Consider the following 20,173-nt stretch of genomic DNA (forward strand, 5'->3'; position numbering starts at 1 on the left):
CGCCGTGGCGCAGCAGGACGGGCTGGAACCTCCCCCCAACCTCCCGGAACACCGCACGACGACCATGGAGAAGGGTCATTTCTGCATGGCTCACTGCACCTGCGGCTGGCGCGGCCCGGCGAGAAGGGCGAGAAGCCAGGCGCGCACGGACGCGGAGAGACACGCGACGGGTTGAGACCCGCGGCAGACGCCGCCGCGGGTGGCGTCCGGACCATGGAACCCGCACCCCCCATCACCCCGTCTCCCAGGACGGAACCACCGGGAGGCCCCATGGAACGGCGCACGATCCTCACAGCCGGCACGGCAGCCATCGCCGCGGCCGCGACCCCCTTCACCACCGCCTGCACCCAGTCGGGCACCCGCTCCGGGGACACGGCCACCGCCGCCGTGCGCACCTCCACGACCTCGAGATCCACCGCCGCGAACTGGGCCGCCCTGGCGCGGGACCTCGACGGCCCCCTGATCCGCCCCGGCGACGCCGACTGGCCCGCGGCCAGGCAGCTCTACAACACCCGATTCGACGGCCTGAAGCCCGCCGCGGTCGCGTACGTGTCCCATCCGGACGACGTCCGCACGACCCTGGCCTACGCCCGCGCCCACGCCCTGCGGGTGGCGATCCGCAACGGCGGCCACTCCTACGCCGGGTGGTCCTCCGGCGACGGCCGCCTGATCATCGACGTCTCGAAGCTCAACCGCGTCCGGGCCTCCGGCACCACCGCCGTGGTCGGCGCCGGCGCCAAACTCATCGACGTCTACCGGGCCCTCGCCGCGAAGGGCGTCACGATCCCCGCCGGCTCCTGCCCCACCGTCGGCGTCTCCGGCCTCACCCTCGGCGGCGGCCACGGCGTGGTCTCCCGCGCCTACGGCCTGACCTGCGACAGCCTCACCCGGGCCACCCTGATCACCGCCGACGGCAAGCAGCTCACCGCCGACTCCCGCGAGAACAAGGACCTGTTCTGGGCCCTGCGCGGCGCCGGCAACGGCAACTTCGGCGTCGTCACGGAGCTGCACTTCAGGACGCATCCGGCGCCGCAGGGCGTGTCGGCGTACCTGTCCTGGCCCTGGTCGAAGGCGGCCGCGGTGGTGAAGGCCTGGCAGGAGTGGGGGCCGTCACAGCCCGACGAGATCTGGTCGTCGCTCCATCTCGCCAATGCCGCGGGCGGCACCCCGACCGTCTCGGTCGCGGCCTTCTCCCTCGGCACCTACGGCGAACTCAAGAACGCCGTCGACCGTCTCGCCGACCGCGTCGGCGCCCCGGCCCGCAGCGTCTCCCTGAAGCGCCGCTCGTACGAGGAGTCGATGGAGGTGTACGCGGGCTGCTCCTCGTTCCCGACGGACGCGCAGTGCCATCTGCCCGGCTCGACCCCGGGCCGCTCCCCGAAGGGCGCGCTCGGCCGCGAGACGTACGCCGCCGCGTCGGACTTCTTCGACCGCTCGCTCTCCACGGCCGGCGTCCGCGCCCTGCTGTCGCAGATCGGCTCGGTGCGCGGCGGCACGGGCAGCATCGCGCTGACCGCCCTCGGCGGAGCGGTCAACCGCGTCTCCCCCACCTCCACGGCCTTCGTCCACCGGCGTTCGCGGATGCTGGCCCAGTACATCGCCGCCTGGCGAGCCGGTACGAGCGGTGCGACGGCCCGCGACTGGCTGGCCTCCGCCCACAAGGCCATGCGGCCCCACGCCTCGGGCGCGGCCTACCAGAACTACACCGACCCGACCCTGACGGACTGGCGCAAGGCGTACTACGGAGACGCAGCGACCCGCCTGACCAAACTGAAGAACCAGTACGACCCCGACCGCTTCTTCACGTATCCCCAGGCGCTGTGAGCGGTTCGCGCCTCCGCGCTGAGCGGCCTTCTCGGCCGGAACGCCAAGGCCTGTCGTTTCGATCAGGCCGGCTGTGAGGCTCTGCTCCTGCCAGCCGACCCGACGCCGGGATGATCCAGACAACAGGTCCTAGGCTGCGAGGTCCCTCTCCGAGGCTCGCTCATTGCGAGCCTCGGGGATCATCGTGTCCTCCCCGTCGGCCCGCCCTCTGGCGCGCACCAGCCACCCCACCCGGGGCGAGCGCTCGACGGCCCGCACCACGGGCGTCAGCAGGGCCATGGCGAGCGGCGACAGCAGCAGCGCCACGGCCGTCCCCAGCGCGAACCCGCCGACGACATCCGTCGGATAGTGCACGCCCATGTAGACGCGGATGAACCCGCCGAACAGCGCGAGCACCAGCCCGACCAGCCCGAACCTGCGGTTGGCGACGAACAGGCCGACGGCCAGCGCCATGACGATCGTCGCGTGGTCGCTGACGAACGAGTAGTCGGTCTTGCCCTTGACGAGCACCTCGAGGCCCTGGTGGTCGAGGAACGGGCGGGGCCGCTCCACGAATCCCCGTATCGGCACGTTCACCAGTACGGCGATGCCCGCCGCCAGCGGCGCCCAGATCAGCGCCGCGACGGTGGACGCGGCGTCCTCGTCCCCGCGCCGCCTGACGGTCCACCAGCACCCCAGCACGAGCAGGACGATGGCGAACAGCAGCCCGTACTCACCGACGAACTCCATGACGCGGTCGAACCACGGCGGCGCGTCCTTGGCCAGGCCATTGATGTCGTACAGCAGGTCGACGTCGGGGTTCGACCCGGAATCGGCGAGTCCAGCCATGGTGCTGCGGCCCCTTCGTCGTCTCTCCCGGCGCACCTGTGCGTGCGCCGCTCCTGCCACCCCCGTGGTTGTAGATCCGCTTCCGCCGCACGTATGCAGGACACGTGCCGATGAACGTCTGCTCGGCTACGTCAACAGGAACGCACGATCCCCGCTGATACGTTCCACACTCCACCGAATGATCACGCAGACGTTATCGAAGAGAGATACGTCTTCGCAGCTCAGGGGGTGGGTTCACGCACGGTTCACACCGTTGTGGGCAGTGCTTTCGCGCCATCTTCGGTGACGCGGGTGGCTCCGAAGTAGTCGGGGGTGTCGATCGGGTCGAATCGGATGACGGCGCCGGTCCGGGGCGCGTCGATCATGTACCCACCTCCGACGTAAATGCCGACATGCCGGATGGCACGCGAATTGGTGAGGTCGTCCGAGAAGAACACGAGGTCACCGGGGAGCAGTTCGTCCCGCGAGGGGTGCGGGCCGGCGTTGTACTGGTCGTTGGCGACCCGCGGGAGCTTCACGCCCACGCTCGCGTAGGCGGCCTGGGTCAGTCCGGAGCAGTCGAAGCGTCCGCCCTGCTCAGCGGTACCGGTGCCGCCCCAGAGGTAGAGCGTGCCGAGCTTCTTCTGCGCGTACTCGATCGCCGCGGCGGCCTGCTCGGAGGGGTCGACCCGCCCGACCGGCGCGGCGAAGCTCTCCGCGAGCGTCGTGATCCGCTTCACGTAGTTCTGGGTCTCGCTGTACGGCGGCACGCCCCCGTACTTGATCACCGCGTACGCCCCCGCGTTGTAGGCGGCCAGCATGTTCTCGGTCGGATTCCCGCCAACCTTCTTCACGTACGAGGCGAGTTCGCAGTCGTAGGAGGCGGCCGAGGGAATCGCGTCCTTCGGGTCCCACACGTCGCGGTCGCCGTCGCCGTCGCCGTCGATGCCGTGGCTGGCCCAGGTGCCGGGGATGAACTGCGCTATGCCCTGCGCGGCGGCGTGGCTCTGAGCCCTCGGGTTGAAGCCGCTCTCCTGGTAGAGCTGAGCGGCGAGCAGAGCCGGGCTGATGGCGGGGCAGAGGTTGCCCCACTTCTGCACGGTGGCCGCGTACGCGGCGGGCACCGATCCCTTGGCCAGCGCTTTCGCCCCACCGGCCGCCCCGTTGACCAGGTTCCCGGCGACGAGGTAGACCCCGACGACGAGCAGCATCACGAAGGCCAGGGCGGAGCTGATCGCAACGCTCGCCACGATCCACGCCTTACGCACCGTCAACCGCCCCTCGCCGCCCAGGAGTCCGTTGGTCAGTGTAGAGGCGGGCGCCACGCCCGGGAATGATCACGGGGAGGAGAGTCGGGGGCGGACGGAGGGACAGGGCACGGCACGGGCGGCACGGCGAGGGCACGGGGGGAGCCGGGAGGCGCACGGATCGCCGCGCGTCACGGTTCTTTCTCCGGCAGCTTTCCCGCACGGCGGATCAGGGAGGCGCACGGAATCGCCGCGCGTCACCACTCTCCGGCCGCTTTCCGGTACAGCCGCTCCGCCTCCGCGCCGAGGACGACGCTGTAGGAGACGCCGGGGGTCGTGCCGCCCTGGTCGTGCCCGCCGAGGACCCCGACGACCTGGCCGTCCCCGTTCACCCAGGGGCTGCCGCTGGTCCCCCCGCTGAAGCCGGGGCACGCGATGCGCTGCTGGGTGCGGCTGTGCGCGGCCGGCTTGTCGGTGCAGCCGACGGGCGTCTCGCGGGTGTCGGGGTACCCGGTGACGGTCACCGCGGTGGCCCCCGTGGCCGTACCGGTCACGAACCGGTTCCCGCCGACCACGTCCTGGACCTGCTCGCCGCCGTGCGCGGCGACCGCGGCGAACCCCACGTCGCTGTCCTCGTGCCGTCCCTCGACCCACCCGCGGGGCAGGAAACGCCGCACCACCGTCCAGTCCCCGTAGGGCGCGCGCCCGTTCCGGTAGCCCGGTACGAAGACCAGCCCTGCGTCACCGCCCAGGCAGTGCGCGGCGGTGACGATCAGGTTCCGGTGCGGCGCGTCGACCACGGACGCGGTGCAGAAGTGCCCGCCGGCCGGCCGGGCCGCCCGTGCGGCGGGGACGAGGACCCCGACCCGGGCGTCGCGCGCGGTGACGGTCACCCCGAAGGGCCCGGCCCCGTCGTCGGCGGTCGCGGTGGACGCGGTGATGAGGGCGACGAGGACCACGGCGATGGACAGGACGCGCTTCACCGGAGCGACTGTGCCCGACGAAGGTGAGAGAAACGTCAGACGCCGGTCGGCTCGCTGCGAGCCGACGGGAAGTGCGTCCCCGTCAGTTCCTCCGACACCCGCCACAGCCGCCGGGCCGTCAGCGGATCGCTGGCCGCGCGGGAGCGGCCCACCAGGGTGGGGGCGCCGCGCATCTCGCCGAGGCCGTCGGGACCCACGTAGCTCGCACCGGGGAGGTCCTGGGTGGCGGCGTAGAGGGTGGGGAGGGCGCCCGCGCGGTCGTCCTGCGCCAGGAACCTGTTGCCCAGGCGCATGAAGGCGCGGGTGGCCGGGTTGGCCGCGTGGCTCTGGAGGTTGGTGGCCGCGTAGCCGGGGTGGGCGGCCAGGGCGCGGACCGCGGAGCCCGACTCGGTGAGGCGGCGCTGGAGTTCCAGGGTGAACAGGAGGTTGGCCAGCTTGGACTGGGCGTAGGCGCGCTGCGGGGTGTAGTGCGCCGCCATGTCCAGGTCGTCGAAGCCGATCCTCGCGCCGCCCCAGCGGTGGGCGCCCGAGGAGACCGTGACGACGCGGTCGGTGATGTGCGGCAGCAGCAGGTTCGTCAGGGCGAAGTGCCCGAGGTGGTTCGTGCCGAACTGCATCTCGAAGCCGTCCTTGGTGCGCTGCCTGGGGAGCATCATCACGCCGGCGTTGTTGACGAGGAGGTGCAGCGGTCCCTGCCAGGCCTCGGCGAAGGCCCGCACGGAGGCCAGGTCCGCCAGGTCGAGCCGGCGCACCTCGGTGCTGCCGGGCACGGTCGCCGCCGCGGCCCGCCCGCGCTCCGTGTCCCGTACGGCGAGGACGACGTGCGCCCCCGCCCGGGCGAGCGCGTCGGTCGTGGTGAGGCCGATGCCGCTGTTGGCGCCGGTGACGACGACGGTCCGCCCGCCGAGGTCGGGGAGGCGGTCCGCGCTCCAGGTCTCGCTGCTCCGGTTGTGCGTCTTCTCAGCCATGAACCGAATGTAGACGGTGCCAACAATGCTGTCAATGACAACAATGATGACGGCGCCAACATCGGGATACGATGGTGCGCATGCCAGCCAGCCACACCGCGGAGAGCCGCCCCTACCACCACGGAGATCTGCGCTCCGCCCTGCTCGCCGGCGCGGAACGCACCCTGCGGGAGAAGGGGGCCGGCGCGCTCTCGCTGCGCGAGCTGGCCCGGGAGGCGGGCGTGAGCCACGCCGCGCCCGGCCGCCACTTCAAGGACAAGCAGGCCCTGCTCAACGCCCTGGCGCTGGTCGGGTACGACCGGCTGGGCCAGGCCCTGGAGAGCGCCGACGATCCCGCCCTCCCGCTCCAGCGGCGGCTCACCGCGCTCGCCCGGACCTATCTCGCCTTCTCCATCGACAACGCCGAGCTGCTGGAGCTCATGTACGCCCGCAAGCACGAGCCGGACGCCTCCGAGCAGATGGCCGCGGCCGTCGACCGGACGGTGGGTTCCCTGGAGCGGGTCATCGCCGACGCCCAGGAACGCGGGGAGATCATCGCGGGCGACCCGCAGCACCTCACCCTGCTGACGGGCGCCACCCTCCAGGGCATCGCCTCCTTCGCGGCGGGCGGCATGCTCGCCCCCGAGGCGGCCCTCGACGGCGTCGAGGAGTTCGTCCACCTCCTCCTGCACGGCCTCAAGCCCCGCTGAACACGGCCCAGTCGGGTCAAGCCACGCCCATCACCCGGCCATCGAGCCGTCAGCGATCGGTAAGCCCCACGCCCTCTTCGGTAAGGCGGAAGTCAGGATTCCGATCACCGTCTTGTTGTCACGTACTCAACAAGCGATCGTCGTCGCGGGTCGCCGCCCCCGCCGGGACACACACCGGCGGTCCCCCACCCGCAGGCCTCTGCCCACCACTGCCAGGAGGCTGTACCTTGCGCACGACACCCACCGACTCCCCCACCAGCCGCCGCAGATGGCGCCGCACGGCATCCGCCGTCACCGCCACCGCCGCCCTCCTGCTCACCGGCCTCACCACCGCCGCCCACGCACAGACCGCGGACACGAGCACCTCCAAGGTCACCTGGGCCCGCTCCTGCGCCCTGCCTCGCCACACCGACGAGATGGCCTGCAACGCCCTGCGCGTCACGGGCGGCCGCACCGCCTTCCAGCAGCAGCACGGCATCACGGCCAAGGCCGCCGAGGCCTCCTCCCCCTCCGGCTACGGCCCTGCCGACCTCCGCAGCGCCTACGGCCTGACCTCCGCCGCCACGAGCAACGGCTCCGGCCGCACCATCGCCATCGTCGACGCCTACGACGACCCGAACGCCGAGTCCGACCTCGCCGCCTACCGCTCGCACTACGGCCTGCCCGCCTGCACCACCGCGAACGGCTGCTTCAAGAAGGTGAGCCAGACCGGCTCCACCACCGCCCTGCCCACCGCCGACAGCGGCTGGGCCGGCGAGATCTCCCTCGACCTCGACATGGCGAGCGCCATCTGCCCGAACTGCCACATCACCCTCGTGGAGGCGAAGTCGGCGTCCATGACCAACCTCGGCACCGCCGTCAACGAGGCCGTCGCCCTGGGCGCCAAGTACGTCTCCAACAGCTACGGCGGCGGCGAGTCCTCCTCCGACGCCTCGTACGACTCCGCCTACTTCAACCACCCGGGCGTCGCCATCACCGTCAGCGCGGGCGACGCGGGCTACGGCGCCGAGTACCCGGCGGCGTCCCGGTACGTGACGGCCGTGGGCGGCACCGCGCTCACCGCCTCCTCCACCACCCGCGGCTGGACCGAGAGCGTCTGGCGCACCAGCAGCACCGAAGGCACCGGCTCCGGCTGCTCCGCCTACGACACCAAGCCCACCTGGCAGACCGACACCGGCTGCGCCCGGCGCATGATCGCCGACGTCTCGGCCGTCGCCGACCCGGCGACCGGCGTCTCCGTCTACGACACCTACGGCGCCGACGGCCAGGGCTGGGCCACCTACGGCGGCACCAGCGCCTCCGCCCCGATCATCGCGAGCGTCTACGCCCTGGCGGGCACCCCGTCCACCGGCTCCTACCCGGCGAGGTTCCCCTACGCGAACACCACCGCCCTGAACGACGTCACCAGCGGCAGCAACGGCAGCTGCACCACCAGCTACTTCTGCACCGCCCGGACGGGCTACGACGGCCCGACCGGTCTGGGCACCCCGAAGGGGCTCGGCGCCTTCACCGGCTGACGCCTCCCCGCCCGTGACGGAACGTCACCGAGGCACGCCGCCCGGGGTCGTGGGGGGGGCCCGGGGCGGCGGAGGAACGAACGGGCCGCGGCAACCCAGCCGCGGCCCGTTCGCCTTGCCGGGTAGCCTTCACCCGGGGAACACCGGCGCGACCACTCACCCGACCAGCCGTCAGAAACGGCCGTCAAGGGTGAGAAAGGCCGCAAGAGGGCACAACGACGGAACCGCACACCAGGTTCCGCTCAGGCCTCATTGTCCGGCGTGACCTGCCGTGATACACAGAGTGACCATACGATCCTTCGCACACCGCCCGTCGCCTCCTCTAGGGCCCGGCGCGGAACGGTGGCAAGGTATTCGTACGAAACCCGCCAATCAATGACGCCAAGTCGACATACGACAGCATCATTGTCGGCGAGAATGAGGCCTGACCTCTGCATGCCCGCAGAGGATGCGGAACTACCCAACAGGGGCGGTGACTTACATGCTCTTTGCGGCCGACAAGGGAGACATCAACACCATCATCGGCGGGATCGCTCCGGACTGGGGCCCCTTCGGCAGCCTGGGCAACGAGGCGAAGGTGATGATCGAGGTCGTGATGGCGGTGGCCATCCTGCTCTGCCTCGGCATCGCCATCTGGGGCGCCGCCAAGCAGCGCATCGGAGCCACCGCCCTGCGGGACACCTTCAGCGCGGAACAGGGCAAGGGCCTCATCATCGCGGGCCTGACGGGCGTCTTCATCATCGGCTCACTCGGGACGCTGTTCACCATCGTGTACGGCATGGCCGTGTAGCCCGGGCACCGTCCGCCCGCCGGGCACACCCGGTTCTCTCTCCCTCTCCATCCCACCCGCCCGTCGTGCCCACCGGCTGAGGTTGCGTTTCCCTGATGTCGAGTCACCACACCGCGCCCGCGCGGGAACCAGCACGGCTACCGTCGTACGAGGAGTATGAGAAGTACGACCGGTACGAAGTGTTTCCGCACGACGGCGAGGGGGCGTACGCGGCATGAGTCTCGGTGACGACCACGGGTCCTCCGGCGGCTACGCCGGCACGGGCCAGACCCGCACCCGCCTGCCCGAATCCGGCGACGCCTTCGGCGACCCCCGCCGCCGCGGCTCGTCCCGCAGCCTGGTCACGGTGGTGGGCGTGGTGGTCCTCCTGATCGCAGCGATCGCCTTCGCGAACCGGGGGGACGGCGACAGCGAGGCCAGGGGCTCCGGCAGTGACAAGGCAGAAAGTTCGGCGACAGCGCCCACGGGGCAGCGACCGGTGAAGTCGAAGACCGGTGACATCGCCACGGGCTACCCCCACACGGAGCAGGGCGCCCAGTCCGCAGCCACCAACTACGGCGTCGCCCTCGGGTCCGCCGACATGTACGACCTCGAGAAGCGGCACGCGATCGTCAACACCGTGTACGCGCCCGACGTCGCCGCCGCCCAGCTGCCGGCGTTCGACCAGGTGTACTCGCAGGAGGGCTTCCTCGAGAAGCTCGGCCTCACCAAGGACGGAGCCGCGCCGAGCGGCCAGACCTTCGTCTCACGCGTCGTCCCGGTCGGTACCAAGGTCACCTCCTACAACGACAGCACAGCCTCGGTCGCGCTCTGGTACACGTCCCTCTTCGGCCTGTCGGGTGAGGGCTCCAAGAACCCCGTGACGGAGAGTTGGTACACCACGACCTACCAGCTGAAGTGGGTCGGCGGTGACTGGAAGGTCACCGACTTCACCCAGAAGGACGGCCCGGTCCCGGTCGGGCGCGACCAAAGAGCCTCCACCGCAGAAGACATGAGCAAGGCCGTCGAGGGGTACGGAGGGTTCACCTATGCCCGGTAGGCATCACGTACTCAAACTCGGCGCCGCGGTCGCAGCGGTGCAGACGGCCACGGTCCTGCTGGCCACCCGTGCCTTCGCCGCCCCCACCCCGTCCCCGTCGCCCAGCAACAACGCCTGCGACCTTCTCAGGGGCGAGGCCAGAGAAATCTGCGAGGGCGACACCGGCAGCGGCAGTGGGAGCGGGACCTCCCGTCTCGACCCCACCTCCACCCTCGACCCCCTCTCCTCCCTCGCCAAGGGCTGTGCCGACGCCGCGTCCTGGACCGTCGACAAGCTCAGCGACGCCGTGAAGGAGACCGCCAACGTCGACTTCACGAACCCCAAGTTCCTCCAGCAGTACGCCGTCGTCTTCGCCGCGTCGACGATCCTCACGCTCCTGCTCTGGCTCCTGGCCGTCGCCAAGCGGGCGGTGCGCGGCGTCCCCCTCACCACCGCCCTGTCCGAAGCCATCGGCTTCCTGTGGCTCACGGTGCTGGCCTCCGCCTTCACGCCCCTGATCCTCTACACCGTCGTCTCCGCGACCGACGGCATCACCGAGGTCCTCGCCAAAGCCACCGGCGACCAGACCGACGCCTTCTTCGGCACGTTCTCCGAAGCCCTCAAGAAGGGCGAGGACATCGGCGGCGGCCCGATCATGCTGATCGTCGTCTCCCTCGTCAGCATCCTCGCCGCCGGCGTCCTCTGGCTGGAGCTCGTCATCAGGGCCGCCCTGCTCTACGTCGGCGCCCTCCTCGGCACCGTCGTCTACGCCGGCCTCGTCGACAAGAACCTGTGGGGCCACGTCCGCCGCTGGGCGGGCATCATGATCGCGGTCATCCTCATCAAGCCGGTCATCGTCATCGTCCTCGGCCTCGCCGGCGCGCTCTCCGCCGACGACGGCCCCGACGCCTTCTCCGCCGTCGTCTCCGGCCTCGCCATCATCCTGCTCGCCATCTTCGCCAGCGCGATGATCTACCGCTTCGTCCCCGGCTTCGGCGACGAGATCGCCGGCTCCCGCAACAACCGCATCATGCAGGGCGCCGAGGGCAAGGCCGCGGCCGTCATCAGCTCCCCGGCGTCCCTGGTCGCGCAGGGCATCAAGACCCACAGCTCCCGCGCCGACAACAACGGCGGAGGCAGCCAGTCCTCCGCCCCCCGACCCAGCAACCCCGCCTCCGGCGGAGTCGCCGCACACGGCGCGCGCGCCTCGAACGGCGGCGGCGGATCTGTCCCCTCCGCCGCACCCGCCCCCCGTTCGAGCAGCCCCGTCAACACTCCTCACGCCAGCAACACCCGCAACAGCAGTACCAACCGCACGGGAGGTGAAGGGCGTTGACGACCGAGTCCCACGTGTCCCATCCGGTCACGCCCCGCCGGACGTATCTGATCGGCCGCGCCCGGCCGAACGCGATCATCGGCCGCAACCGCGAGACCGGCGAGATCGCCCTGATCGTCGTGGGCGCGTTCCTCGGCATGATGTGCGGGCTCCTCGTCCCGGTGCTGTCCCTGCGCATCGTGCTGCTCGCCGGGTTCCCGATGCTGGCGCTGGCCGCGGTGTACGTGCCCTACAAGCACCGCACCTTCTACAAGTGGTTCGAGATCAACCGCAGCTACAAGCGGACCCTGAAGCGGGGCACCACCTACCGCTCCGCCGTCATCGAGGCCGGCACCCGGCTGGACGGCCGCGAGGTGGAGATCGGGCCGCCCCCCGGCATCGGCCGCATCACGTGGCTGGCCGCCCCCTTCGGCCCCGACGAGATCGCCGTGCTCCTGCACGCCGACCGCAAGACCGTCACCGCCGCCATCGAGATCGAGGGCCCGGGCGTCGGCCTGCGCGACAGCGAGGACCAGGAGGCCCTCGTCGACCGCTTCGGCACCCTGCTCAAGCACGTGGCCAACGGCGACGGCTTCGTCACCCGCATCCAGATGCTGGCCCGCACCCTCCCGGCCGACCCGGACGCCCACGCCAAGGACGTCGCCGTCCGCGGCGACGACAAGGCCCTGCCGTGGCTTCAGGAGTCCTACGACCAGCTCCAGTCGATGGTGTCCACCAGCAGCGAGCAGCACCGCGCCTACCTCGTCGCCTGCATGCACTACACCCGCGACCTCGCCGCCGAAGCCAACGCCATGGCCCGCGCCGCCCGCGCCCACGGCGGCAAGGTCGACCGGGACGCCGGACTCGCCGTCGTCATGGCCCGCGAGCTCACCGACATCTGCTCGCGCCTCCAAGAGGCCGACATCCGCGTCCGGCAGCCCCTGGGCCAGGGACGGCTGTCCTCGCTGATCCACTCCATGTACGACCCGGACCACCCGATCGACCACATCCAGGCGATGACCAAGCGCAACGCCTGGCCGGCCGAGCTGGACGCCATGGAGCCCACCTACCTCCAGGCCAAGACCCGCGAGTCCTCCACCCGCGCCCCCTGGTGCCACGCCACCGCCTGGGTGAAGGAGTGGCCGATGACCCCCGTCGGCGTCAACTTCCTCGCCCCGCTCCTCGTCCACACCCCGGACGTCATCCGCACGGTCGCCGTCACGATGGACCTCGAACCCACCGAGGTCGCCATCGAGCGCATGCTGACGGAGAAGACCAACGACGAGGCCGAGGCCTCCCGCGCCGCCAAGATGAACCGCACCGTCGACCCGCGCGACGTCGCCGCGAACTCCCGGCTCGACCAGCGCGGCGAGGACCTCGCCAGCGGCGCCGCCGGGGTGAACCTCGTCGGCTACATCACCGTCTCCTCGCGCTCCCCCGACGCCCTCGCCCGCGACAAGCGGACGATAAGGGCCTCGGCCGGAAAGTCGTACCTGAAGCTGGAGTGGTGCGACCGCGAGCACCACCGCGCCTTCGTGAACACCCTTCCCTTCGCCACCGGCATTCGGAGGTAGGACCTGATGCGGGATCCGCTGTCCGTCCTCACCGACGCCTTCACCTCCTTCCTGTTCGGGAAGGTGGAGACGACCAGGCTCCCGGTGCGCACGTCCACGGGCCAGGCCCAGGCGGTCTACCTCCCGACCGCCGCCCCGGGCCTCGGCGACTCCGGCGTCATCATCGGCCGCGAGGTGTACTCCGGAAAGGGCTACATCTACGACCCCTTCCAGCTCTACGGCCAGCAGCTGCCCGCCCCCCACTGGCTGGTCCTCGGGGAGTCCGGCAACGGCAAGTCGGCGCTGGAGAAGACGTACGTCCTGCGCCAGCTCCGCTTCCGCGACCGCCAGGTCGTCGTCCTGGACGCCCAGGGCGAGGACGGCGTCGGCGAGTGGAACCTCATCGCGCGGGAGCTGGGCATAACTCCCATCCGGCTGGACCCGATGGCGGCCCTGGACATGGGCATCCGCCTCAACCCGCTCGACCCCGCGATCACCACGACGGGCCAGCTGGCCCTGCTGCGGACGATCATCGAGGTCGCGATGGGCCACGGCCTCGACGAACGCTCCGGCTTCGCCCTCAAGGTCGCGCACGCCTACGTCACCGAGACCATCGTCGACCGCCAGCCGGTCCTGACCGACATCGTCGAGCAGCTGCGCCACCCCGAGCCCGAGTCGGCCCAGGCGATGAACGTCGCCATAGACGACGTACGGGCCTGGGGCCTCGACGTCGCCCTGGTCCTGGACCGCCTGGTCGACGGTGACCTGCGCGGCATGTTCGACGGCCCCACCACGGTCGGCATCGACCTGGACGCCCCGCTCATCGTCTTCGACCTGTCCCACATCGACCGCAACTCCATCGCCATGCCCATCCTCATGGCGATCGTCGGCGTGTGGCTGGAGCACACCTGGATCCGCCCCGACCGGAAGAAGCGCATCTTCCTCGTCGAGGAGGCCTGGCACATCATCAACAGCCCCTTCGTCGCCCAGCTGTTCCAGCGCCTGCTGAAGTTCGGCCGGCGCCTGGGCCTGTCCTTCGTAGCGGTCGTCCACCACCTCTCGGACGTCGTCGACGGCGCGGCGGCGAAGGAGGCGGCGGCGATCCTGAAAATGGCGTCGACGAGGACGATCTACGCCCAGAAGGCCGACGAGGCGAGAGCGACGGGACGGGTGCTGGGGTTGCCCAGGTGGGCGGTGGAGATCATCCCGACGCTCACCCCCGGCATCGCCGTCTGGGACGTCAACGGCAATGTCCAGGTCGTCAAACACCTGGTCACGGAGACCGAACGCCCCCTGGTCTTCACCGACCGCGCGATGACCGAGTCCTCCGCCCAACTCGCGGACGACGCCCTGCACGCCGCCGAGATCGAGGCGGAGGAACGGGCCGCGGCCTTCGTGGAACACCACCTGGGCGACTCCGAATCGACGGTGGCGTAGGCGCAGGGGAGGACGCGTGAGACCGGACGACCGCCACACCCAGCACGGCACCCAGGGGGGCATCCCCGACGGCCTGCTGGTCGGCATACTCGCGTTCCTCCTCGGCATGACCGTGCTGGTGTGGACGGCCACGGGCCTCGCCGCCCTGTTCGCCCACGGCTCCTGGCCGTCCGGCGTCACCTTCGCCCGCACCCCGCTGGCCATGCGCGGCCTCATCGCCCAGCCCCACGACATCCCCGGCGCCTGGCCCGGCACACCCCCCGGCGAACTCTCCGGCTACGGCCTGTTCTGGGGCCTGCTCATCGGCCAGCTGATGATCCTGGTCGTCCTCACGGTGTTCGTGATGGGCACGCTGGCCCGATGGCGAGCGGTCCGGGCGAGGCGCCGGGCGGAGAAGGCGGCGCACGAGGCGGGAGCGCCGGCGCACCATGACGTACCGGGACCGGCGCACCATGACGTACCGGGGCCGGCGCAGCACGACGTACCGGGGCCGACGCAGCACGACGTGCGGGGACCGGCGCAGCACGACGTACCGACGACGACCCCACCGCACGAGGTCCCCACCCCCCGCCGCGCAGCCCCCGAGCCCACCCAGGTCCTGGAGCCCACGGCAGCACCCGGCGGCCCGCCGCACGCGGTCGCAACGCCCGCCCCGCCCGCGGCGGCCATCCCCACCACCCCGGCATCCCTGTTCGCCCAGGAACGGGTGGGCGGACGGGAAAGAATCCTCGTGGCCCCGAGAGAAACCCGCCAGGCGACCGCGACCCAGGCGGTACGCGACGCCGAGGGCCCCGCTCTCGTCGTCACGTCGAACCCGTCCGTCTGGCAGGACACCAAGGACGCCAGAGCCAAGCTCGGCCCCACCCACCTCTACGACCCCACCCACCTCTGCGACACCCCGTCCCGCCTCCACTGGTCCCCCACCACCGGCTGCGAGGACCGAGAGACGGCGACGAGAAGAGCCACCGCCCTCCTCACCCCCGTACGCCCCACCGCCAAACTCGACCAGGCGGTCAGCGACACGGCCGCCACCCTGCTGCGGAGCTACCTGCACGCCGCCGCGATCGACGGCCGCACCGTCCGCCACGTCCACCGCTGGTCCCAGGGCACCCAGATCCAGGACGCCGTACGCATCCTGCGCACCAACCCCAAGGCCGCCCCCGGCTCCGCCGGTGAACTCGAAGGCGCCCTCACGGCCCACCCCGAACGGCGCGACATGGCCCAGCAGTTGACCACCCGCGCCCTCGCGGCCCTCTCCACGGTCAACATCCGCGAAGCCTGCACTCCCAACCGAACTGATGCCCTCGCCTTGGATTCCTTCATCCACGAAGGGGGCACGCTTTATGTGGTGGGGGAATCCATCGAGGACCCCAGGACGAACCCGGGCGCCATGCCCCTCCTGACGGCCCTCGTCTCGAGCGTGGTCGAGCGCGGCCGGCACATGGCCGAACGGTCATCGGCCGGTCGCCTCGACCCACCAATGACGTTCGTCCTGGACGACGTCGCGGCCGTGGCCCCGCTTCCCCAGCTCCCGGAGCTGCTGGCCACCGGAGCGGACCGGGGCATGCCGACCCTGGCCCTGCTCCGGTCCCGCGAACAGGGCCGCGCCCGCTGGCCGCACGACGAACTGCCGGTCTAGGAACCGAAGACCCCGGCGCGCCGGCCCTTCACTCCCGCTCGAGGACGAACTCCAACTCCCGCTCCCCGGCCTCCCCCAGCGGCACCGTCACTCCGCTCGGCAGGAACCCCACCCGCCGGTAGAACCGCTGCGCCCGCCCGTTCTCCTCGTGCACGATGAGCCGCACCCGCTCAAGGCCCCGCCCCCACGCCCACTCCAGCGCCGCGTCGAACAGCACCTCGGTCAGCCCGCTCCCGTGCTCCTCGGGCCGCACGAACACACCGACCACATGCCCCTGCTTCCGCTCCACCGGAAACCCGGCCCAGTCGGTCGTCCCCGGCTCCTCCACGAGCACGGTCAGGGTCCCCACCCACCGCCCGTCCGGCCCCTCGGCGATGATCTGCTGCGCCTTGTCCGCCCCCTCGGCGGCCCACGCGGTCCGCTCCCGCCAGAACGAGTCCGGCCGGGCCGCGGCCTCCTCGTACGTCTCCAGGAACGCCAGGTGCGCCACCGGATCCCGCAGCGCCGCGAGCCGCAGCTCCTTCGCCGCAGGCCACTCACCAGCACGGACGGACCGGATCACATAGCTCATGCCGACACGGTAGTACCCGGGTACGACGCCCCTCACCCCGATTACCCCGCCGGTCCGACGCCCCGGGCCCCTGCGCGCACGAGCATCGAAGCATGCTGACGGCACACGAACTGACCAAACGCTACGGTGACCGGACGGTCGTCACGGACCTGTCCTTCACCGTCCGCCCCGGCACCGTCACGGGCTTCCTCGGCCCGAACGGCGCCGGCAAGTCCACGACCATGCGCATGCTCCTCGGTCTCGACGCCCCCACCCGCGGCCACGCCACCGTGGGCGGCCGCTCCTACGCCGACCACCCCGCGCCCCTCACCGAGGTCGGCGCCCTGCTGGAGGCCCGCTCGGTCCACCCCGGCCGCACCGCCTACCACCACCTGCGCGCCCTCGCCCACACCCACGGCATCCCCCGCTCCCGGGTCGAGCGGGTCCTCGCCCTCACGGGCCTGACCGACGTGGCCCACCGCCGCGTCAAGGGTTTCTCCCTGGGCATGGGACAGCGCCTCGGCATCGCCGCCGCCCTCCTCGGCGACCCGGCCACGCTCCTCCTCGACGAGCCCGTCAACGGCCTCGACCCGGAAGGCGTCCTCTGGATCCGCAACCTGCTCAAGTCCCTGGCCGCGGAGGGCCGCACGGTCTTCGTCTCCTCCCACCTGATGAGCGAGATGGCCCTCACCGCCGAACACCTGGTCATCATCGGCCGCGGCCGCCTCCTCGCCGACACCACCGTCACCGACTTCGTACGCCACTCCGGCGCGGGCACCACCAAGGTCGTCACCCCGGAGGCCACGGCCCTCGTGGACCTCCTCACCGCCCCCGGCGTGGAGATCACCGCCGACACCCCCGGCACCCTCCACATCCGCGGCACGGACGCCCGGCACATCGGCAGCACGGCGGCCGCCCACGGCATCCCCCTCTACGAACTGACCCCCGCCACCGCCTCCCTGGAGGAGGCCTTCATGGACCTCACCCGGGACGCGGTGGAATACCCGGCGACCCTGCAAGGAGCAGCGGCATGACCACGGCGACCCTCCCCTACCGCGTCACACCGGCCGGCGTCCTGCGCTCCGAGTGGCACAAGTTCTGGACCCTGCGCTCCACCTGGATCACCCTCGCCGTCACCAGCGTCCTCACCGCCGCCATGGGCGCGGGCCTCGGCGCCGCCTACGACGGCACGGGCGAAGGCGGCATGGACACGGTCGTCTTCGTCCTGCTCGGCACCCAGTTCGCCCAGATCAACCTGGGGGTGCTGGGCATCCTGGCCACGGCCGGCGAGTACTCCACGGGCCAGATCCGCGCCACCATGACAGCCGTCCCACGCCGCCTGCCCGTCCTCTGGTCCAAGGCCGCCGTCCTGGCCGCGGTCGCCCTCCCCCTGACCCTGGCGACGAACCTGCTCACCTTCCCCCTGGCCCAGTCCTTCCTCTCCGGCACCGACCAGGCGGCCTCCCTCGGCAACCCGGGCGTCCTGCGCGCCCTCGCCGGCAACGCGGCCGGTCTCACCCTCCTCGCCGTCCTGGCCCTGGGCATCGGCGCCCTGCTCCGCTCGGTCCCCATGGCCATCGGCGCCTTCATCGGCCTCGTCATGATCCTCCCGGAGATCCTGGCCATGCTCCCGTACGCCGTCGTCGACGACGCCGTCCGCTACTTCCCCGGCAAGGCCCTGGAAGCCCTCACCACCGCCCACCCCCTGCCCGGAGCGGCCTCCCCGGGCGCCGCCCTGCTGGCCATGTTCCTGTGGACGACGACGGTCCTCGCGATGGCCGCGCTGGTCCTGCGCCGCCGAGACGTATGACGCCCGGCATCGGATCCCGCACGATGGACCCCGTGACGGAAGACCGGGCACCGGAGCCCCTCACCGAGTACGCCCAGCGCCTCACCCACAAGGTGCGCGCCTTCGACCGACGCCACCCCCTGTTGTGGGACCTCCACTTCACCGGCTTCTGGGTGACCGCCGCCCTGATCGACTACGCCGGCGGCGGCTGGCGCCACAACGCCCACCAGCTCGACCTGCCCGGCTGGCTGCTCCTCACCCTGAGCCTCGGCCTCTCGGTCCCGCTGCTGTGGCGCCGTACCCGTCCCGCCGCGGCTCTGGCCGTCATGGTCCCGTTCGCCCTCGTCGACGCATGGACCGGCGCCGCCCTCCAGGCGGCCCTGCTCCAACTGGTCCTCGTCTACCACCTCGCCCTGCGCCGCCCCCTGCGCGCACTGTGGTGGGCGACGGCCCTGGTGATGACCCCGGTCCTGATCTCGGTCCTCCGCCACGGGGAGGGCAGCTGGGACCAGCAGATCGGCTCGCATCTGATGTCCACCGCGGTGGCCGTCCTCATCGGCGTCACGGTCCGCACCCGCCGCAACTACACCGCGGCCCTGGAGGACCGAGCCCGCCGCCTGGAGACCGAACGCGACCAGCAGGCCCAGCTCGCCACCGCCGCCGAACGGGCCCGCATCGCCCGCGAGATGCACGACATCATCGGCCACAACCTCTCCGTCATCACCGGCCTCGCCGACGGCGGACGGTACGCGGCCACCAAATCGCCCGAACGGGCCGCCCAGGCCCTGGACGCCATCGCCACCACCAGCCGCCAGGCCCTCACCGAACTCCGCCGCCTCCTCGACGTCCTGCGCGAGGAAGAGAGACAACAGGCGGACCTGACTCCCCAGCCGGGTCTCACCGACCTCGACCAGCTCCTCGACGGCGTACGTGCCGCAGGCCTCCCCGTCACCATCACCACCCACGGCAGCCCCACTCTCCCCCCGGGCCGCCAGCTCACCGTCTACCGAGTCGTCCAGGAAGCCCTCACCAACACCTTGAAACACGCGGGCCCCGACACCACCGCGGACATAGCTCTGTCGTACGAGGAGAAGGCCGCCGTCACCGTCACGATCACGGACACAGGCCACGGCAGCCACACCGCCGGCTCCTCCCGGGACGGCCGCGGACTACCCGGAATGCGCGAGCGAACCGCCCTGTACGGCGGCACACTTGAGGCCGGCCCTCGCCCCCACCCGGAGCGCGGCTGGCGCGTCCGCCTACACCTCCCGGAGGAATCCCCGCAGTGACCACGGTCCTCATCGCCGACGACCAGCCACTTCAGCGCTTCGGCTCCCGCATGTTGCTGGAAAGCCAGGACGACATGACGGTGGTGGGCGAGGCGGCGAACGGCAGCGAAGCGGTCCGCATGGCGGCCGAGCTCCACCCGGACGTCGTCCTCATGGACATCCGCATGCCCGGCCTCGACGGCATCGAGGCGACCCGCCGCATCATCGCCGCCGGCCACCGCACCCGCATCCTGATCGTCACCACCTTCGACCTGGACGAGTACGCCTACGCCGGTCTGCGCGCGGGTGCCTCCGGCTTCCTCGTGAAGGATGCCCAGCCCGAGGAACTCCTCGCCGGCATCCGCGCGGTCGCCTCGGGCGACGCGGTGGTCGCCCCCAGCCTGACCCGCCGCCTCCTGGACGCCTACGTCCACCATCTTCCGGCCGACCCCGGCGCGGAGGACGGGACAGGCGAGGACCCCCGCCTCGCTTCCCTCACCGACCGGGAGCGCGAAATCCTCACGGTCATCGGTCAGGGCTGGACGAACACGGAGATAGCCACGCGCCTCCACCTGGCCGAGTCGACGGTGAAGACCCACGTGGGCCGCATTCTCGCGAAGACGGGTTCTCGCGATCGCATTCAGGCGGTGATTCTGGCGTACGACACCAAGCTGGTGCAGCCGTCCTGAAACGCAGAAAACCCCCGCATCCGAAGATGCGGGGGTTTTCCCAAAAATTGTTCGGCGGCGTCCTACTCTCCCACAGGGTCCCCCCTGCAG

18 protein-coding genes are annotated in these 20,173 nt (G+C 71.4%); 13 read left to right on the forward strand and 5 right to left on the reverse strand.

All coding sequences use genetic code 11. The annotated features are described in order from the left end of the window. Positions 1-270: 270 nt before the first annotated feature. Complete coding sequence (locus ACFY9E_RS24685) at positions 271-1,824, forward strand: FAD-binding protein (protein ID WP_390987575.1); 1,554 nt, start codon at positions 271-273, stop codon at positions 1,822-1,824. Positions 1,825-1,953: 129 nt separating this feature from the next. On the opposite strand, the gene ACFY9E_RS24690 is transcribed toward ACFY9E_RS24685, so the two are convergent. The 4 genes from ACFY9E_RS24690 to ACFY9E_RS24705 all read right to left on the reverse strand — a co-directional run bounded on the left by ACFY9E_RS24690 (position 1,954) and on the right by ACFY9E_RS24705 (position 5,829). Then, positions 1,954-2,652, reverse strand: a complete 699-nt coding sequence (locus ACFY9E_RS24690; protein ID WP_390987576.1) for a phosphatase PAP2 family protein — start codon at positions 2,650-2,652, stop codon at positions 1,954-1,956. Between the two features lie 245 nt (positions 2,653-2,897). Beyond that, positions 2,898-3,899 carry an NlpC/P60 family protein gene (locus ACFY9E_RS24695; RefSeq protein WP_390987633.1) on the reverse strand — a complete coding sequence of 334 codons (1,002 nt, stop codon included), beginning with the start codon at positions 3,897-3,899 and terminating at the stop codon, positions 2,898-2,900. 236 nt (positions 3,900-4,135) lie between these two features. Continuing rightward, positions 4,136-4,861, reverse strand: coding sequence for a trypsin-like peptidase domain-containing protein (locus tag ACFY9E_RS24700; protein ID WP_390987578.1), 726 nt, complete (start codon positions 4,859-4,861; stop codon positions 4,136-4,138). Positions 4,862-4,896: 35 nt separating this feature from the next. Next, the gene (locus tag ACFY9E_RS24705) at positions 4,897-5,829 is read right to left on the reverse strand and encodes an oxidoreductase (protein WP_390987580.1); all 933 of its coding nucleotides are present in this window, start codon (positions 5,827-5,829) and stop codon (positions 4,897-4,899) included. Between the two features lie 71 nt (positions 5,830-5,900). On the opposite strand from ACFY9E_RS24705, the gene ACFY9E_RS24710 reads away from it, so the two are divergent. The 8 genes from ACFY9E_RS24710 to ACFY9E_RS24745 all read left to right on the forward strand — a co-directional run bounded on the left by ACFY9E_RS24710 (position 5,901) and on the right by ACFY9E_RS24745 (position 15,787). Beyond that, positions 5,901-6,518: a WHG domain-containing protein gene (locus ACFY9E_RS24710; RefSeq protein WP_390987582.1), complete on the forward strand. Its 618-nt coding sequence runs from the start codon at positions 5,901-5,903 to the stop codon at positions 6,516-6,518. Between the two features lie 227 nt (positions 6,519-6,745). Next, a complete protein-coding gene (locus ACFY9E_RS24715) occupies positions 6,746-8,035 on the forward strand; it encodes a peptidase S8 (RefSeq protein WP_390987583.1) in 1,290 nt (429 codons plus the stop codon). Positions 8,036-8,516: 481 nt separating this feature from the next. Beyond that, a complete protein-coding gene (locus ACFY9E_RS24720; protein ID WP_003991275.1) occupies positions 8,517-8,825 on the forward strand; it encodes a hypothetical protein in 309 nt (102 codons plus the stop codon). A gap of 214 nt (positions 8,826-9,039) precedes the next feature. Continuing rightward, entirely contained in the window at positions 9,040-9,864 is an 825-nt protein-coding gene (locus ACFY9E_RS24725; protein WP_390987585.1) for a hypothetical protein, read from the forward strand. After that, positions 9,854-11,179, forward strand: coding sequence for a hypothetical protein (locus tag ACFY9E_RS24730; RefSeq protein ID WP_390987587.1), 1,326 nt, complete (start codon positions 9,854-9,856; stop codon positions 11,177-11,179). Before ACFY9E_RS24725 ends, ACFY9E_RS24730 begins: the two co-directional genes overlap by 11 nt. Continuing rightward, positions 11,176-12,732: an SCO6880 family protein gene (locus ACFY9E_RS24735; protein WP_390987589.1), complete on the forward strand. Its 1,557-nt coding sequence runs from the start codon at positions 11,176-11,178 to the stop codon at positions 12,730-12,732. Before ACFY9E_RS24730 ends, ACFY9E_RS24735 begins: the two co-directional genes overlap by 4 nt. A 6-nt stretch (positions 12,733-12,738) precedes the next feature. Further along, positions 12,739-14,148, forward strand: a complete 1,410-nt coding sequence (locus tag ACFY9E_RS24740) for an ATP-binding protein (RefSeq protein WP_390987591.1) — start codon at positions 12,739-12,741, stop codon at positions 14,146-14,148. A gap of 16 nt (positions 14,149-14,164) precedes the next feature. Further along, the gene (locus ACFY9E_RS24745; RefSeq protein WP_390987593.1) at positions 14,165-15,787 is read left to right on the forward strand and encodes a TraM recognition domain-containing protein; all 1,623 of its coding nucleotides are present in this window, start codon (positions 14,165-14,167) and stop codon (positions 15,785-15,787) included. 28 nt (positions 15,788-15,815) lie between these two features. Here the strand turns inward: ACFY9E_RS24745 and ACFY9E_RS24750 are convergent, their stop codons facing one another. Beyond that, positions 15,816-16,358, reverse strand: a complete 543-nt coding sequence (locus tag ACFY9E_RS24750) for a GNAT family N-acetyltransferase (protein ID WP_390987595.1) — start codon at positions 16,356-16,358, stop codon at positions 15,816-15,818. A 92-nt stretch (positions 16,359-16,450) separates the two neighbouring features. Here ACFY9E_RS24750 and ACFY9E_RS24755 point away from each other — a divergent pair, with 92 nt between their 5' ends. From ACFY9E_RS24755 to ACFY9E_RS24770, 4 genes are read left to right on the forward strand one after another with little or no spacing between them, the layout of a single operon-like run. Continuing rightward, a complete protein-coding gene (locus ACFY9E_RS24755) occupies positions 16,451-17,371 on the forward strand; it encodes an ATP-binding cassette domain-containing protein (RefSeq protein ID WP_390987596.1) in 921 nt (306 codons plus the stop codon). Further along, positions 17,368-18,147: an ABC transporter permease gene (locus ACFY9E_RS24760; protein ID WP_390987597.1), complete on the forward strand. Its 780-nt coding sequence runs from the start codon at positions 17,368-17,370 to the stop codon at positions 18,145-18,147. Before ACFY9E_RS24755 ends, ACFY9E_RS24760 begins: the two co-directional genes overlap by 4 nt. A 23-nt stretch (positions 18,148-18,170) precedes the next feature. Then, on the forward strand, positions 18,171-19,415 hold the full coding sequence (locus ACFY9E_RS24765) for a histidine kinase (protein ID WP_390987599.1): 1,245 nt from the start codon (positions 18,171-18,173) through the stop codon (positions 19,413-19,415). Then, complete coding sequence (locus ACFY9E_RS24770) at positions 19,412-20,083, forward strand: response regulator (protein ID WP_390987601.1); 672 nt, start codon at positions 19,412-19,414, stop codon at positions 20,081-20,083. Before ACFY9E_RS24765 ends, ACFY9E_RS24770 begins: the two co-directional genes overlap by 4 nt. Positions 20,084-20,173: the final 90 nt, after the last annotated feature.

The sequence above is a fragment of the Streptomyces sp. NPDC012466 genome (assembly GCF_042955215.1).
Classification (GTDB): Bacteria; Actinomycetota; Actinomycetes; order Streptomycetales; family Streptomycetaceae; genus Streptomyces.